This is a genomic window from Pseudomonas sp. LS44, assembly GCF_024730785.1.
Taxonomy (GTDB): Bacteria; Pseudomonadota; Gammaproteobacteria; order Pseudomonadales; family Pseudomonadaceae; genus Aquipseudomonas.
Genome location: NZ_CP102830.1, coordinates 1,713,789 through 1,728,249 on the forward strand (window position 1 = coordinate 1,713,789; position 14,461 = coordinate 1,728,249).

The 14,461-nt window shown below is 59.1% G+C and carries 13 protein-coding genes; 11 read left to right on the forward strand and 2 right to left on the reverse strand.

The features are described 5' to 3' along the window. Positions 1–46 precede the first annotated feature (46 nt). Together NVV93_RS07745 and NVV93_RS07750 are read left to right on the forward strand one after the other, a co-directional pair. Entirely contained in the window at positions 47–649 is a 603-nt protein-coding gene (locus NVV93_RS07745) for a DUF4823 domain-containing protein (protein WP_258253847.1), read from the forward strand. Positions 650–660: 11 nt separating this feature from the next. After that, positions 661–1,230 (forward strand): DUF1285 domain-containing protein, encoded by a 570-nt coding sequence (locus NVV93_RS07750; protein ID WP_258253848.1) that lies wholly within the window; start codon positions 661–663, stop codon positions 1,228–1,230. A gap of 41 nt (positions 1,231–1,271) precedes the next feature. Here the strand turns inward: NVV93_RS07750 and NVV93_RS07755 are convergent, their stop codons facing one another. Continuing rightward, positions 1,272–2,936 (reverse strand): electron transfer flavoprotein-ubiquinone oxidoreductase, encoded by a 1,665-nt coding sequence (locus NVV93_RS07755; RefSeq protein ID WP_258253849.1) that lies wholly within the window; start codon positions 2,934–2,936, stop codon positions 1,272–1,274. Positions 2,937–3,258: 322 nt separating this feature from the next. Between NVV93_RS07755 and NVV93_RS07760 the strand changes: the two genes are divergently transcribed. Further along, positions 3,259–4,008: an electron transfer flavoprotein subunit beta/FixA family protein gene (locus tag NVV93_RS07760; RefSeq protein ID WP_258253850.1), complete on the forward strand. Its 750-nt coding sequence runs from the start codon at positions 3,259–3,261 to the stop codon at positions 4,006–4,008. Beyond that, on the forward strand, positions 4,009–4,938 hold the full coding sequence (locus NVV93_RS07765; protein WP_258253851.1) for an electron transfer flavoprotein subunit alpha/FixB family protein: 930 nt from the start codon (positions 4,009–4,011) through the stop codon (positions 4,936–4,938). It begins immediately after the preceding gene. A 53-nt stretch (positions 4,939–4,991) separates the two neighbouring features. Here the strand turns inward: NVV93_RS07765 and NVV93_RS07770 are convergent, their stop codons facing one another. Then, the gene (locus NVV93_RS07770; RefSeq protein WP_258253852.1) at positions 4,992–5,924 is read right to left on the reverse strand and encodes an alpha/beta fold hydrolase; all 933 of its coding nucleotides are present in this window, start codon (positions 5,922–5,924) and stop codon (positions 4,992–4,994) included. A gap of 119 nt (positions 5,925–6,043) precedes the next feature. On the opposite strand from NVV93_RS07770, the gene NVV93_RS07775 reads away from it, so the two are divergent. The 7 genes from NVV93_RS07775 to NVV93_RS07805 all read left to right on the forward strand — a co-directional run bounded on the left by NVV93_RS07775 (position 6,044) and on the right by NVV93_RS07805 (position 14,422). Then, positions 6,044–6,889, forward strand: coding sequence for an ABC transporter substrate-binding protein (locus tag NVV93_RS07775; RefSeq protein ID WP_258253853.1), 846 nt, complete (start codon positions 6,044–6,046; stop codon positions 6,887–6,889). Positions 6,890–6,908: 19 nt separating this feature from the next. After that, positions 6,909–7,235, forward strand: coding sequence for a DUF4398 domain-containing protein (locus tag NVV93_RS07780; RefSeq protein ID WP_258254313.1), 327 nt, complete (start codon positions 6,909–6,911; stop codon positions 7,233–7,235). Beyond that, positions 7,235–8,044 (forward strand): OmpA family protein, encoded by an 810-nt coding sequence (locus NVV93_RS07785; RefSeq protein WP_258253854.1) that lies wholly within the window; start codon positions 7,235–7,237, stop codon positions 8,042–8,044. The genes NVV93_RS07780 and NVV93_RS07785 overlap by 1 nt, the downstream gene beginning before the upstream one ends. A 172-nt stretch (positions 8,045–8,216) precedes the next feature. Further along, entirely contained in the window at positions 8,217–9,842 is a 1,626-nt protein-coding gene (locus NVV93_RS07790; protein ID WP_258253855.1) for a methyl-accepting chemotaxis protein, read from the forward strand. Positions 9,843–10,196: 354 nt separating this feature from the next. After that, a complete protein-coding gene (locus NVV93_RS07795) occupies positions 10,197–12,155 on the forward strand; it encodes a DUF1302 domain-containing protein (protein WP_258253856.1) in 1,959 nt (652 codons plus the stop codon). A gap of 58 nt (positions 12,156–12,213) precedes the next feature. Continuing rightward, complete coding sequence (locus NVV93_RS07800) at positions 12,214–13,584, forward strand: DUF1329 domain-containing protein (RefSeq protein WP_258253857.1); 1,371 nt, start codon at positions 12,214–12,216, stop codon at positions 13,582–13,584. A 124-nt stretch (positions 13,585–13,708) separates the two neighbouring features. Further along, on the forward strand, positions 13,709–14,422 hold the full coding sequence (locus tag NVV93_RS07805) for a response regulator (RefSeq protein ID WP_258253858.1): 714 nt from the start codon (positions 13,709–13,711) through the stop codon (positions 14,420–14,422). Positions 14,423–14,461: the final 39 nt, after the last annotated feature.

Here is a 14,461-nt window from a genome sequence, read left to right on the forward strand (position 1 = left end):
GAGCTTCTGTCCGCCGGTTTTCCGTCACCGGCTTGGGAGAATTGCAATGCGTTGTCTGATTCCGCTGTTCGCATTTCTGCTGCTGATGGGTTGTATGAAGGTCAGCGACCTCACTGATGGCGCCCACACACAGCTGAGCGATGCCGGTTTTCTCGATCATAGCGAGATACGTCGAGCTAGCCCTTGGCGCTTGCAGCCCGACTCTTTCATCTATATCGCTCAGGGGTATTTCTTACCACCGGGCAGCGCGTATCCGCGTCCCAACGTGGTAGCTGAAGAGGCTTTCAATGGCTTCGTACCGTATTTCCCGATGGTCCGCCGCGCTCGTGGCCCGGTTGGCCTGGAAGAGGCGATGAGTCAGGCCCGCTCGGCGGGTGCACATTATCTGCTGTATAGCCGCTTTGCCGCAGCGGATGACCGCATTGGCACGCCCGAAGAGTGGGAGGATCAGGAGGCAGTGGATCGTTTGGGCGTGGATCGCGGAACGATCCAGTTGATGCTGGTTGAAACCAATACCCGCTATCTCGTCGATACGGCGAGTATCCGTAGCCGGGGCGGCTTCCTCACGTTCTATGACAATAAGCCGGAGGACCTCATCGGCCCGCCGTTACAGGATTACGCTCGCCGTCTGCTGGGTTTGAGCGAATAGGAGAATGTTTAATGAATGATCCAGGCAAGGCCGGCAATCTGCTGGCGCAGATTCCCAAAGCCGAAAAAGGCCTACCGCCTGTACATTTATGGAATCCGGATTTCTGTGGCGACATCGATATGCGGATTGCACGCGACGGGACCTGGTTTTATATGGGCACCCCGATCGGCCGAAAGCCGATGGTGCGGTTGTTCTCCACGATTATTCGCCGCGATGCCGACGATTACTTTCTCATCACTCCGGTGGAAAAGGTCGGAATCACAGTCGACGATGCACCTTTCGTGGCTGTCACCCTGCAGGTAGAAGGCAAGGGTGAAGCGCAGTGTTTGCGGTTTTTCACCAATGTTGATGATGAGGTCGTGGCCAATGCCGAGCATCCGCTTCGGGTGATCCTCGATGCTGAAACTGAAGAGCCATCCCCTTACGTGCTGGTGCGCAGCAACCTGGAAGCATTGATCCACCGCAATGTGTTTTATCAGTTGGTGGAGTTGGCGGTTACCCGCCAGATCGATGGCCAGGATTGGTTGGGCGTCTGGAGTAGCGGGGAGTTTTTCCCGATCGGCCAGCAGCCGACGGAATAAAAAAAGGCTCCCGAAGGAGCCTTTTTAGTTTGTTTGCCGAGTTACATATTGGGGTAGTTCGGCCCGCCGGTGCCTTCCGGGGCGACCCAGGTGATGTTCTGCGCCGGGTCTTTGATGTCGCAGGTTTTGCAGTGCACGCAGTTCTGCGCGTTGATCTGGAAGCGCTTCTCGCCATCTTCCTGGGTGACGATCTCGTACACCCCGGCCGGGCAATAGCGCTGCGCCGGCTCGTCATACAACGGCAGGTTCTTCGCCAGCGGGATGCTCGGGTCGGTGAGCTTCAGATGGCAGGGTTGTTCCTCTTCATGGTTGGTGTTGGAGAGGAATACCGAGGAGAGCTTGTCAAAGCTCAACTTGCCGTCCGGCTTCGGATAGTCAATGCGCGTGGACTCGGCAGCCGGCTTCAGGCAGGCGTAGTCCGGCTTGGTGTCGTGCAGGGTGAAGGGGATCTTGCCGCCGAAGATGTTCTGATCCAGCCAGTTGAAGCCGCCACCAACGAGCGGGCCGAACTTGTGCAGTGCCGGGCCGAAGTTGCGGCTGCGGAACAGCTCGTCGTACAGCCAGCTGGCCTTGAAGCCATCGACGTAGCTGTTGAGCAGATCGCCGCCTTGGCCGTCGGCCAGCAGCGCATCGGCCACCGCTTCGGCGGCGAGCATGCCGGACTTCATCGCGGTGTGGCTGCCCTTGATCTTGGCAAAGTTCAGGGTGCCGAGGTCGCAGCCGATCAGTGCGCCGCCCGGGAAGACCATCTTCGGCAGCGAGTTCAGGCCGCCCTTGCAGATCGCCCGTGCGCCATAGGACACGCGCTTGCCGCCTTCCAGGTGCTGGGCAATCACCGGGTGGTGCTTGTAGCGCTGGAACTCGTCGAACGGCGAAAGGAACGGGTTGCTGTAGGACAGGTCGACGATCAGGCCGACCACCACCTGGTTGTTCTCCAGGTGATAGAGGAAAGAGCCCCCGGTGTTCTCGGTGCCGACCACGTTCAGCGGCCAGCCGGCGGTATGTACCACCAGACCGGGTTGGTGTTTGCTCGGATCGATGTCCCAGATTTCCTTGATGCCGATGCCGTAGTGCTGGGCGTCGGCATCGGAATCCAGGTTGAACTGCTTGATCAACTGCTTGCCGATATGGCCACGGCAGCCTTCGGCGAACAGCGTGTACTTGCCGCGCAGTTCCATGCCTGGGGTGTAGTAACCCTCTTTCGGATGGCCTTCGCGGTCGACGCCGAGGTCGCCGGTGAGGATGCCGCGGACCACGCCGTTTTCATCGATCAACGCTTCCTGGGCGGCGAAGCCCGGGTAGATCTCGACGCCGAGATTCTCGGCCTGCTGCGCCAGCCAGCGGCACAGGTTACCCAGGGAGATGATGTAGTTGCCTTCGTTGTGCATGGTCTTGGGCACGAACAGGTTCGGCACCTTGATCGCACTGTCGGCGTTCTTGAGCATGTAAATGTCGTCGCGCGTGACCGGGGTGTTCAGCGGGGCACCGAGCTCTTTCCAGTCGGGGAACAGCTCGTTTAGCGCGCGCGGTTCGAATACCGCACCGGAGAGGATGTGGGCGCCGACTTCGGAACCTTTCTCGACCACGCAGACGCTGAGCTCTTTGCCCGCGGCGGCGGCCTTCTGCTTGAGTCGGCAGGCGGCGGACAGACCAGCAGGGCCGGCGCCGACGATGACGACGTCGAATTCCATAAATTCGCGTTCCACAGACTATCTCCTACTCAGGGCTTGGACATTTTATGTTTGGAGGGCCGGCTCCTTCCTGGAGCGATGCCTGCGCATTATATCCACAGGCTTTGCAGGGTCCAATACGAACGTTTGTTTGAATTCTTTAACCCTAGTGAGCAGCGGACCCAGCGGCATGAACGGCTATCTGGTCGTATTGACCGAAAGGGGGTATGCCGTCAAGATACGGGCGGTTTTGCGCCCGCCAATTTTTAAGGGCTGACCGCCGGTTCCGGCCGGCGTGCAACACCAGCCGGGTACGCCTTGGCGACATTCTTATTCACCGGAGAGTAACGAGGAATCCATGAAGGTTCTTGTAGCTGTCAAACGAGTGGTCGATTACAACGTCAAAGTTCGCGTCAAGGCGGACAATTCCGGCGTTGACCTGGCCAACGTCAAAATGTCGATGAACCCCTTCTGCGAAATCGCCGTGGAAGAAGCGGTACGTCTGAAAGAGAAGGGCGTCGCCAGCGAAATCGTAGTGGTTTCCGTCGGCCCTACCACTGCTCAGGAGCAACTGCGCACTGCACTGGCTCTGGGCGCCGATCGGGCGATCCTGGTCGAGTCGAACGACGAGCTGAACTCCCTGGCCGTGGCCAAGCTGCTGAAAGCCGTAGTCGACAAGGAACAGCCGCAGTTGGTCATCCTTGGCAAGCAGGCTATCGACAGCGACAATAACCAGACCGGGCAGATGCTGGCCGCACTGAGTGGTTACGCTCAAGGTACCTTCGCCTCCAAGGTTGAAGTTGCTGGCGACAAAGTTAGCGTCACCCGTGAAGTCGACGGCGGCCTGCAGACCGTGAGCCTGGCCCTGCCAGCCATTGTCACCACCGACCTGCGTCTGAACGAGCCGCGTTACGCCTCGCTGCCGAACATCATGAAAGCGAAGAAGAAGCCGCTCGATGTGATCACTCCGGACGCCCTGGGCGTATCCACCGCCTCGACCGTTAAGACCATCAAGGTCGAAGCGCCGGCTGCACGTAGCGCCGGTATCAAGGTCAAGACCGTGGCCGAACTGGTCGAGAAACTGAAGAACGAGGCGAAGGTAATCTAAATGACTATCTTGGTTGTTGCAGAACACACGAATGCCGCCCTGGCGCCTGCCACTCTGAACACCGTGGCAGCAGCTCAGAAGATCGGTGGTGAAATCGTCGTACTGGTCGCTGGCCAGAACGTTGGTGCCGTAGCTGAAGCCGCAGCGAAGATCGCCGGCGTCGCCAAGGTGCTGGTCGCCGACAACGCCGCGTTCGCTCATCAGCTGCCGGAAAACATCGCACCGCTGGTCGCCGAATTGGGCAAGGGTTCCAGCCACGTGCTGGCCGCTGCTACCAGCAATGGCAAGAACATCCTGCCGCGCGTTGCCGCGCTGCTGGACGTTGACCAGATCTCCGAGATCACTGCAGTAGTCAGCGCTGACACCTTCCAGCGTCCGATCTACGCCGGCAACGCGATTGCCACCGTGCAGTCCTCGGCCGCGGTGAAAGTGATCACCGTGCGTAGCACTGGTTTTGATCCGGTCGCAGCCGAAGGCGGCAGCGCAGCCGTTGAAGCTGTCAGCGTTGGCGGCGACGCCGGCAAGTCGAGCTTTGTCGGCGAAGAGCTGGCCAAGTCCGACCGTCCGGAGCTGACCGCTGCCAAGATCGTCGTTTCCGGCGGTCGCGGCATGCAGAACGGCGACAACTTCAAGTACCTGTACAGCCTGGCCGACAAGCTCGGCGCCGCTGTTGGTGCTTCGCGCGCCGCAGTCGACGCTGGCTTCGTGCCGAACGACATGCAGGTCGGTCAGACCGGTAAGATCGTCGCGCCGCAGCTGTACATCGCCGTCGGTATTTCCGGCGCGATCCAGCACTTGGCAGGCATGAAAGACTCCAAAGTGATCGTCGCGATCAACAAGGACGAAGAAGCTCCGATCTTCCAGGTTGCCGATTACGGCCTGGTTGGTGATCTGTTCGAGATCATTCCGGAGCTGGAAAAACTGGTCTGATCCAGTCTTTCAGTGACATAAAAAACCCGCTCATCGAGCGGGTTTTTTTATGTTCAGTGGGTCTGCGCGCTATCAAGAAATGCCTGGTAATGTTCGGCCGTTTCCTGAGGGCGTTCGATCATCGGTGCATGGCCACAGTCTTTCATGATCACCACGGTGGGATTTTTCAGTAGCGGTTTCATCACCTCGATACTGGATACATTCAGCACTCGATCCTGATCCCCCCAGAGTAACAATGCGGGTGCTTGGATCTTCCCAAGTTCAGATTCTAGCGGGATATACCGCTCCATCAGTTGCTGGAAAATTTTGTTGTTATGGTCGCTATTGATAATGGCCATATGAGCTAGATAAGTCTTTACCCGCTCTGGGAGTCGCGGCGGTTCAACGAACACGAACTTCAGTAATTGATCGAAATCTTCGGGTTTGGTGACTATCAGTGGATTTGGCTCGCCGCGCTTCAGGCGCAAGGCAAGCTCGCCGGGTGTTGGTGCGGTTACTCCAGCGTTGTCGATCAACGCAACTGAAAGGACTTGCTGGGGATGGCGCGCGGCGAATAGGGCGCTGATATGCCCGCCCATGGAGTTGCCGATGATATGCACCTTCTCAATCCCTAGAGCCTTGGTGAAGGCGGCTAGCCGCTCCGTTTGAGTACCCACGTCGTAGCTGGCATCCGGCTTGCTGCTATCGCCAAAGCCTGGCAAGTCGATTGCAATCACGTGATAGCGCTTGGTGAAGTACTTCGCGAAGCGGGGCCAGTTGTCCTTGTTCGCTCCAAAGCCGTGCAGCATAAGGATGGTTTCCCCGTCCGTTGGGCCGCCTTCGTAATAGTGAATGTTAAGATTCGCGACTTCCTTTACCTCGTGTGAAAGACCCGCCCGCTGTAGATCGACAAAGCGGATGGTGGCAAGAAACGCGGCGGGAGAAAGGTAAAGGGTTGCGGCTGCGGCGGCTAAAATCAGAACCAAGCCAAGCAATAGCTTTTTCATCAGTTCTCAATCCTTTATTGCTAATAATTATTATGGTTTGCTTTCGAAATTAGCATGAAGCCTAGCGGCTCGAACAGAGGTTGCTGTTCATCTGGCTGCCTTCAGTAAGGGAAATAGCTATGTACGTTTATAAGCTTCTCAAGCCTTCGCTATTAATCGCATGTGTCTTGTTACCGACTTGGGGAGTGGCTGCGGGTAAATGTGAGCGTCTATTGGCAACCGGCAATCCGGAGTATCCCCCGTATCTTTGGCGTGACCCCGTAAATCCCAAGAAATTAATCGGCGCTAATGCCGACTTGCTGGAGCAGCTTGGCAAGGATTTGGGAGTAAAAATAGAGGTGATCGACAGCGGGCCTTGGTCGCGGGCCCAGGAGGAAGTGCGCACGGGAAGGGTCGACATGCTAGCCGGAGCCGTTATCACGCTGTCGCGCTTGGAAACCATGGATTATGTGCATCCTCCGGTATTTACGGCCCACAGTGTGGTGTGGGTACGCAAAGGCAAGGAGTTTCCCTACAGCAGCTGGGAAGACCTGCGCGGTCGCAGTGGCGGAACTTTGGTGAGTAACAGTTTTGGTCAGCAGTTCGACAGCTTCGCCAAGACCGACTTGGCTCTCGAGCCAGTGCCTAGCCTGACCCAGGCATTTCAGAAGCTGCTTCTTGACCGTACCGACTATGTGCTTTACGAGCGCTATCCCGGTTTGGCTGTGGCTGACACCCTGGGTTTGCGGGGCGATCTTGAAGCGCTCGATCCGCCGATTTCCAGCGAGGGTCTTTATCTGGCGCTGTCGCATAACTCGGCTTGCAACGATGCCTGGCTGCGCGGACAGCTGGCAAAAAAGATGACAGAATTGACCGCCGCCGGCATGCCGGAAACCTTGTTGCAGCGCAATCTTGAGCGCTGGAAGGCCCAGCAGCTGCAGCCGGTAGCAGCCCCGAATCAGCAGGAAGAGCTTCGTGAGCGATAAACGCATAGTTGCCATAGGCCTGGCCTCTTTGGTCATCGCCGGTTGCGCGAATGACCCCGCGCCAAATGAACAGATGCACCTCAGCGAGCAGGCGGTCCAACAAGCCAAGGCCATAGGTGCGAACGAGCAAATCGCCGAGATGCAGCTGGCGGAGCAAAAGCTCGCCAGAGCGCAGAAGAACATGGGCGAAGAAGATTACAAGCGCGCCCGGGTCTTTGCCGAACAAGCTGAGCTGGATGCGCGCTTGGCCGAAGCTCGCGTTCTGACCCGTAAAAGTCAGGAGCAACTGGACGAACTGAATTCGCGGATCAAACGTCTGCGCAAGCAGTTGGGGGATCTGCAGTGATGGGAAATATCGAGAGAATTACCGCTGCGCTGCTGGTGGTGTTGGCCTTGAACGGTTGTACCGCTTCGCAGAGCAGCGAGCAGATCTTGGCGGCGGCGCAGGAGCGCTTTCAAAAGGTCAAGGAAGATCCCGATGTGTTGCGCATCGCACCCAAGGATGTCATTCGCGCCGGTGAGTCGCTGGCCCGCGCCGATCGCCTGTCGAGCTATTGGGGCAGCAGTGAAGACGTCCAGCAATACGCCTATTTGAGCCAGCGCTATAGCGACATTGCAGAGCAACATACCGCGTTGGCGCTGAATCAGGAGCGTGCGGTCAAGCTCGAGCTCGAACTTGAACGCCTCCAGCTGTCACTCAAAGAAGCCAAAATGCTCAGTGTTCAGGAGCAGGGCAAATGGCTTGAAGAGCAGATTGTCAGTCTGGCCACCACCGAGACCGATCGCGGGTTGGTGATGACTCTGGGCGATGTGCTATTCGATGCCGGCAATTCGGAATTGAAGCCGGCGGCCAATCGTACGGTGCTTAAACTCGTGCAGTTCTTGCAGTTGAATCCGCGCCGGATAGTCCGCATCGAGGGCTACACCGACAGCATCGGCGGCAAGCAGGAAAATCTCGGTCTGTCGAAGGCGCGCGCCCAAACCGTGGCTGATGCGCTGATCGATCTTGGCATCGAGGACAAGCGCATTCAGGTGCAGGGTTTCGGCTCTGACTTCCCCGTGGCAGAGAACGCCTCCAATCGAGGGCGTGCGCAGAATCGCCGGGTCGAAATCGTCTTCTCCGACGAACAAGGAAAGCTCGGCTCTAGCCGCTGATTAGCTGACCTGCAACCCATCAACCCGGTGACCGAAAGGCACCGGGTTTTTTGTTTTCGGCAGGATCAAGAGAGTGATAGCTCAGTCGATACAACTTAGGGAAGACCATTCGGCCGGCAGACTGCGGCTTGGTCTGATGACCGATATGAATAATAAAAAAGGAGTCGCGAATATGGCGTTGAGGAATCTGACTATCGCTTTGCGGGCAGGTTTAGGCTTCGGTCTGGTCGCCTTGTTGGTGCTCGTCCTCGGTGGGTTTGCGCTGCTGAAAATGGCCGATATGCGCGCTGAATCCAATCGTGTCGAGGACAATTGGTTGCCTAGCCTGATTACCCTCGATCAGATCGGTCAGAACGTCCAGCGGGTACGTGCGTTGACCCTGCGGCTGCTGGTCAATCGTGACGACCAGGCGGTACAGGCGAACACTGCCAAGCTCGTCGACCTCAAGGCCCAGGTACGCGATTCCCTGCGCGAATACGCCGGCCTGATTTCCAGTCCGCAAGAACGCGTGCTCTACGAACGTTTTGAGCAGGCCGAGGCCGCTTACATGGAGCAGCAGGGCAAGATCATGGATCTTGTTCGGCAACAGCAATTTGACGAGGCGGTGGCGATCACCAATGGCGTTCTGAACCAGCACGCCGATGACATGAGCAAAGCGCTGAACGAGCTCACCACGCTCAATGATAAAGGCGCTAAGGCGTCGGCAGCGTTAGCAGATAAGGCCTACGGCATCGCCCGCACCGGAGTAATTTCGGTGATGCTAGTTGCGGCGTTGCTGACCATCTCTCTGGCCACGCTGCTGACGCGCAGTATCGTTTTGCCTTTGAACGAAGCGGTGAAGGTCGCTGAGCGGGTTGCCAGCGGCAACCTCGCGGCATTCATCGAAGTGAGTGGTCAGGATGAGCCCGCGCGTTTGCTGGCGGCGCTGAAGACCATGCAGCAAAGTCTGCGCGACACGATCATGGGGATTTCCGAGTCGTCCAATCAGTTGGCCTCTGCCTCGGAAGAGCTGAGCGCGGTGACCGAGGATGCCAACCGCGGCTTGCACCAGCAGAGCAATGAGATCGAGCAGGCTGCCACTGCGGTAAACCAAATGACCGCCGCAGTGGAAGAGGTGGCGCGCAACGCGGTATCCACGTCGGAAGCCTCGCGCCAGTCGGATCGCACCGCGCAGCAAGGCCGAGAACAAGTCTTGAAGACCGTCGATTCGATCAGCCACCTGGCTGACGATGTGACTTCCACCGCTTGCCAAGTCGAGCAATTGGCCGGACAGATGCGCGACATCAGCAAGGTGCTCGATGTGATTCGCTCGGTCGCCGAGCAAACCAACTTGCTAGCCCTCAACGCGGCAATCGAGGCCGCGCGTGCCGGAGATGCCGGTCGCGGTTTCGCGGTGGTCGCCGATGAAGTGCGCGGCTTGGCGCATCGCACTCAGCAGTCGACGCAAGAAATCGAGCAGATGATCGGGAGTATTCAGCAGGGCACCGATCAGGCGGTTGCCGCCATGCAGAACAGCAACAGCCGTGCGCGCTCGACTTTGGACGTCGCACAGACCGCTGGCCAGGCGCTGGACCGGATTGCTACAGCGTTCACCGAAATCAACGAGCGCAACCTGGTGATCGCCAGTGCGTCCGAGCAACAGGCTCAGGTGGCACGCGAAGTGGACCGCAATCTGGTGAATATCCGCGATCTGTCGATGCAAACCTCTGCCGGGGCCAACCAGACCAGCGCGGCGAGCCAGGAGCTGTCACGCCTGGCGGTAGCGCTGAATACCATGGTTTCGCGGTTCTCCGTATAGATCGGCTGGGCAAGCCATCAGCTATGCCGGCACGTGCCTTGGCATGGCTGAAAGCCTACGCAGCATCGAACGACGTCTCTGCGCGTCGTTTTGGTATTCGCCAGCGGCGAGAAAATTTATCCGCAGACCAGTTGGCAGGGAGGGCAACACTTTGTTACTTTCCGTGCACTATCGTGCCAATTTGAGGGCATAAGCCGATTTCGTGGTGCGCCACGGGGGAGCGCCAACAAAGAAGCTTTCTGCTTAAATCCGACCGGGCGGACGCCTCAGTGGATCGGCAGCCGAGAGACAAAATAACAACAGAGCGACGGCAAACGTCGATCGATAATCTTGGCCGTAAAAGGAGCGTTGCCGATGAGGATGCAAGCGTGTTCAAAGCTGATGTATCGACCCTGGCAGGCCGGTGCAATGCTTGGATTGTTGCCGCTACTGATCGCTGGAGCGGCGCAAGCAGCCGAGTTCAGCGTTGTCGATAACCAGATTAGCGGCTCACTGGATACCACCCTGTCTTACGGTTCCATGTGGCGTGTGCAGGGGCGGGACGACGACAACATCACCGATATCAACGCCGATGACGGTAACCGCAACTTCGATACCGGCCTGGTTTCCGAAGTCTACAAAGTGACTTCCGACCTGTCGGCCAAGTACCAGAACTATGGCTTGTTCGTCCGCGGCACGGCGTACTACGACACGCAGATCATGGACAAACGCAACGACTACTACTCCACCACCAATGGAGTCGAGCGGCCCAGTCAGAACTTCCCGAACGACAACGAATTCACCGAAGACACCCGGCATATTGCCGGCCGCAAGGCCGAGTTGCTGGATGCTTACCTGTATGGCAACTGGGATATCTACGAGCAGCCAGTAAGCGCCAAGGTCGGTCGCCAGGTGTTCAATTGGGGCGAGGGCGTGTTCTACCGGGGTGGCATCAACACCACCAATCCGGTGGATGCCGCCAAATTCCACCTGCCCGGCTCCGAGTTGAAAGAGGTGCTGGTGCCGGTCGAGGCGCTGAGCTTCAACTTCGGTTTGACTGACAATCTGTCGATGGAAGCCTTCTACCAGTGGAAGTGGAAGGAGACCCGCCTCGACCCAGTGGGTACCTATTTCAGCGATACCGATCTGTTCGCCGATGGCGGCAATACGGCTTACACCTCGATCGACGATCCGGCGTTCGCCCAACTGCTCGGTGCCTATCCGCTGGCGGCGCAGTTTGGTTTGGTCGGCAATGGTCCGTTTGGCCCGAATGCCTATCTGAATCCGGCCACCGGCACCTTCAAAGTCGCCAACGTCGGCCCGGATATCGAAGCACGCGACGACGGGCAGTTTGGCGTGGCGTTCCGCTACGTTGCTGAGCAGCTCAACTCCACTGAATTTGGCGCCTATTTCGTCAACTACCATGCCAAGGAACCGCAGGTTGCCGTCGACCTCAGCGGTTACGAAGGCGTGGACATGGCCACGCTTGGCGCTGTTGCCGCTGGGCTCGGTGCGCCCGGTGCGGAGTTCGGTCTGGCAACCCTGGATGTCGCCAGCAATGCCCAGGCGCGCCGTGATTATGTCGAAGACATCCGCATGTACGGCCTGAGCTTCAACACCACCCTGGGCGACGCCTCGGTGTCTGGTGAAGTCGCTTACCGGCCGAATGCGCCGATCAGTATCTCCACTACTGACGACCTCCTCGGCGATCTGCTGGTGCAGGGCATATCTGGCAACACCACGCTGTACGACAACAGCGTACCCGGCACGCAGGCGTGCGCCTTGGTGGCCGGCAAGCCGTTGTGCCGCTCGGGCTTGTTCGAGAACTACGAACGAGCGGAAACCTTCAATCTGTCGCTGTCGACCATCTACAACTTCGGCCCGCTGCTGAGCTTCGACTCGCTGTTCGGCGTCGCTGAAATCGCCTCCCAGCACATCCGCGGCAGCAGCCTGCAATACACCGCCTTTGACGGCTCGCAGCGCAAATTCACCAGCGCCACCGACAAGGCTTATGGCGACCCAGAGAACGGCGACAGCGATCAGATCAGCCGCGATAGTTACGGCTACACGCTGCTGCTATCGGGTAGCTGGAACGACGTCTACGCCGGGGTCAAGCTGACTCCCTACGTGGTGTTCCAGAACGATTTCCAGGGCAATTCGGATCGCACCGGCAACTTCATCGAGGGGCGCAAGGCACACACCCTCGGGATCGATGCCAGCTACCTGAACAGTTTCGAAGTAGGCATGCAGTACACCGAGTACTACGGCGCCGGAGACAACAACAGCACGCGCGACCGGGACAACGTATCGCTCAACGCCAAGTACTCGTTCTGATACCTAGCGCCCGGCCCGATCCACGCCGGGCGATCGACTGATCCTGGAGAACCGCAGCATGTTGAAAAAGCCCTCACTGCTCGTTGCCGCCATCATCCTCGCCTTCGGGACGACGGATGCGTTGGCGACCGTTTCGGCGGAACAGGCCGCGACACTGAAAACCACCCTCACGCCGTTCGGTGCCGAAAAAGCCGCTAACGCCGCCGGCACCATTCCTGTCTGGCAGGGCGGTATCACCCAGGCACCGACCGGCTACAAAGGGCCGGGGCAGCACCATGTCGATCCATTTGCCGCGGATCAACCGCTGTTCACCATCAGCAAAGCCAATTTGGAGCAATACAAAGCCAACCTGACGGCCGGCCAGATCGCCTTGTTCGCTGCCTATCCGGAGACTTTCCAGATCCCGGTCTACCCGACTCGGCGCTCCGGTTCCGCGCCGCAGTGGGTGTACGACAACATGTTCAAGAATGCCACCAGTGCCAAGCTGCTCAACGACGGTAACGGCATCGCCGACGCTTATGGCGGCGTGCCCTTCCCGGTTCCGCAGAGCGGCCTGGAAGCAGTGTGGAATCACATCACTCGTTACCGCGGTAGCTATGTGGTGCGCCGTTCCGCGCAGGCCGGTATCCAGCGTAACGGCGCCTACTCGCTGGTGACCTCGCAGGACGAAGCGCTGTTTCGTTTCTACGATCCCAAAGGCAGCTACGCGACACTGAACAACACGCTGTTCTATTACCTGACCTTCACCACCGCGCCGGCGCGTTTGGCCGGTAACGGTGCGTTGCTCCAGGAAATGCTCGATCAGGTCAAAGAGCCGCGCCAGGCTTGGGCCTACAACCCCGGCCAACGCCGCGTCCGTCGCGCGCCGACGCTGGCCTACGACACGCCGATCGAAGACTCCGATGGCCTGCGCACCGCCGATGACACCGACATGTACAACGGCGCACCGGATCGCTACGACTGGACGCTGGTCGGCAAGAAAGAACTCTACATTCCGTACAACAACTACAAGCTCACCAGCCCCGAGGTGAAGTACGACGACTTGCTGCTGCCCGGCCACCTCAACCCCAAATACACCCGTTATGAGCTGCATCGGGTGTGGGTGGTCGAGGGCAAGTTGAAAGCCAGCGCGCGGCATATCTACTCCAAGCGCACCCTGTTCCTCGATGAAGATAGCTGGGGGGCGGCGGTGGTTGACCAGTTCGATGGCCGCGGCGAGTTGTGGCGCGTATCGATGGCGTATCTGAAGAACTTCTACGAACTGCCGACCGTCTGGACGGCGCTGGATACCTTCCACGACCTGCAAGCGCGCCGCTACGGCGTGCAATGGCTGGACAACGAAGAGCCCGGCACCGCGGATTTCAGCAAGCCGGCCCCGGACGATTCGAACTTCAGCCCGGCGGCGTTGCGGCGCAAAGCCTCGCGCTAAATCACCCGATGGAAAAAACGGCGCCGAGAGGCGCCGTTTTTCATGCTGCCCTGACCAGCTGTGCGTTGGCCGCAGATGCCGGCAGCTATAGTGGCTGGGGTGGATGCGCGAAGAGGAGGGCAGCATGGCAGCGCCGATCAGGGTCCTGGCGGTGGACGACGATGCCGACATACGCGAGTTGCTCGCTGACTATCTGGGCGGGCACGGCTATGAGGTGGCGCTCGCGGCGGATAGCCAGCAAATGCGTGCGCTGCTCGCTGAGCAGCTGCCGGACGTGGTGCTGCTGGATGTCGGCCTGCCCGGTGAGGACGGCCTGAGCCTGGCGCGCTTCCTGCGCGAGCATCACGACCTGCCGGTGATCATGATCTCGGGTGCCAGCACGCCGCTGGACCGCATCGTCGGCCTGGAAGTCGGTGCCGACGACTACCTGGCCAAACCCTTCGACCCGCGTGAGCTGCTGGCACGCCTGAAAACCGTGCTGCGTCGCTATACCCGCCAGCCCAGCGCCGCCGTGGAGGCGGCGGCCGACGACGACTTACTGGCGCTCGGCGACTGTCGCCTGGATTTGCAGCGCCATCAGTTGTTCGATGCCAACGGCGCCGAAGTGCCGCTGACTGCCATGGAGTTCGAGATGTTGCAGGTCTTCGTGCAGCGGCCGAACCGCCCGCTGTCGCGCGACCAGATCCTCAACCTGACCCAGCAGCGCGACTGGAATCCGTACGACCGCTCCATCGACATCCGCATCGCCCGCCTGCGCCGCAAGCTCGAGCCCGACCCCGACAAACCGCAGCTGATCCGCACGGTGCGTGGCGTTGGCTACATGTTCGTGCCGCGCTGAGAGCCTGTTTTGTTTCAATTGTTTCAACCCGGTTGCGAC

Bases quoted from the DNA above. Each gene is read 5' to 3' on its own strand.
- NVV93_RS07765 (WP_258253851.1), top strand. From the start codon at position 4,009: ATGACTATCTTGGTTGTTGCAGAACACACGAATGCCGCCCTGGCGCCT.
- NVV93_RS07790 (WP_258253855.1), top strand. From the start codon at position 8,217: ATGGCGTTGAGGAATCTGACTATCGCTTTGCGGGCAGGTTTAGGCTTC.
- NVV93_RS07760 (WP_258253850.1), top strand. From the start codon at position 3,259: ATGAAGGTTCTTGTAGCTGTCAAACGAGTGGTCGATTACAACGTCAAA.
- NVV93_RS07785 (WP_258253854.1), top strand. From the start codon at position 7,235: ATGGGAAATATCGAGAGAATTACCGCTGCGCTGCTGGTGGTGTTGGCC.
- NVV93_RS07745 (WP_258253847.1), top strand. From the start codon at position 47: ATGCGTTGTCTGATTCCGCTGTTCGCATTTCTGCTGCTGATGGGTTGT.
- NVV93_RS07750 (WP_258253848.1), top strand. From the start codon at position 661: ATGAATGATCCAGGCAAGGCCGGCAATCTGCTGGCGCAGATTCCCAAA.
- NVV93_RS07795 (WP_258253856.1), top strand. From the start codon at position 10,197: ATGAGGATGCAAGCGTGTTCAAAGCTGATGTATCGACCCTGGCAGGCC.
- NVV93_RS07800 (WP_258253857.1), top strand. From the start codon at position 12,214: ATGTTGAAAAAGCCCTCACTGCTCGTTGCCGCCATCATCCTCGCCTTC.
- NVV93_RS07770 (WP_258253852.1), bottom strand. From the start codon at position 5,924: ATGAAAAAGCTATTGCTTGGCTTGGTTCTGATTTTAGCCGCCGCAGCC.
- NVV93_RS07805 (WP_258253858.1), top strand. From the start codon at position 13,709: ATGGCAGCGCCGATCAGGGTCCTGGCGGTGGACGACGATGCCGACATA.
- NVV93_RS07775 (WP_258253853.1), top strand. From the start codon at position 6,044: ATGTACGTTTATAAGCTTCTCAAGCCTTCGCTATTAATCGCATGTGTC.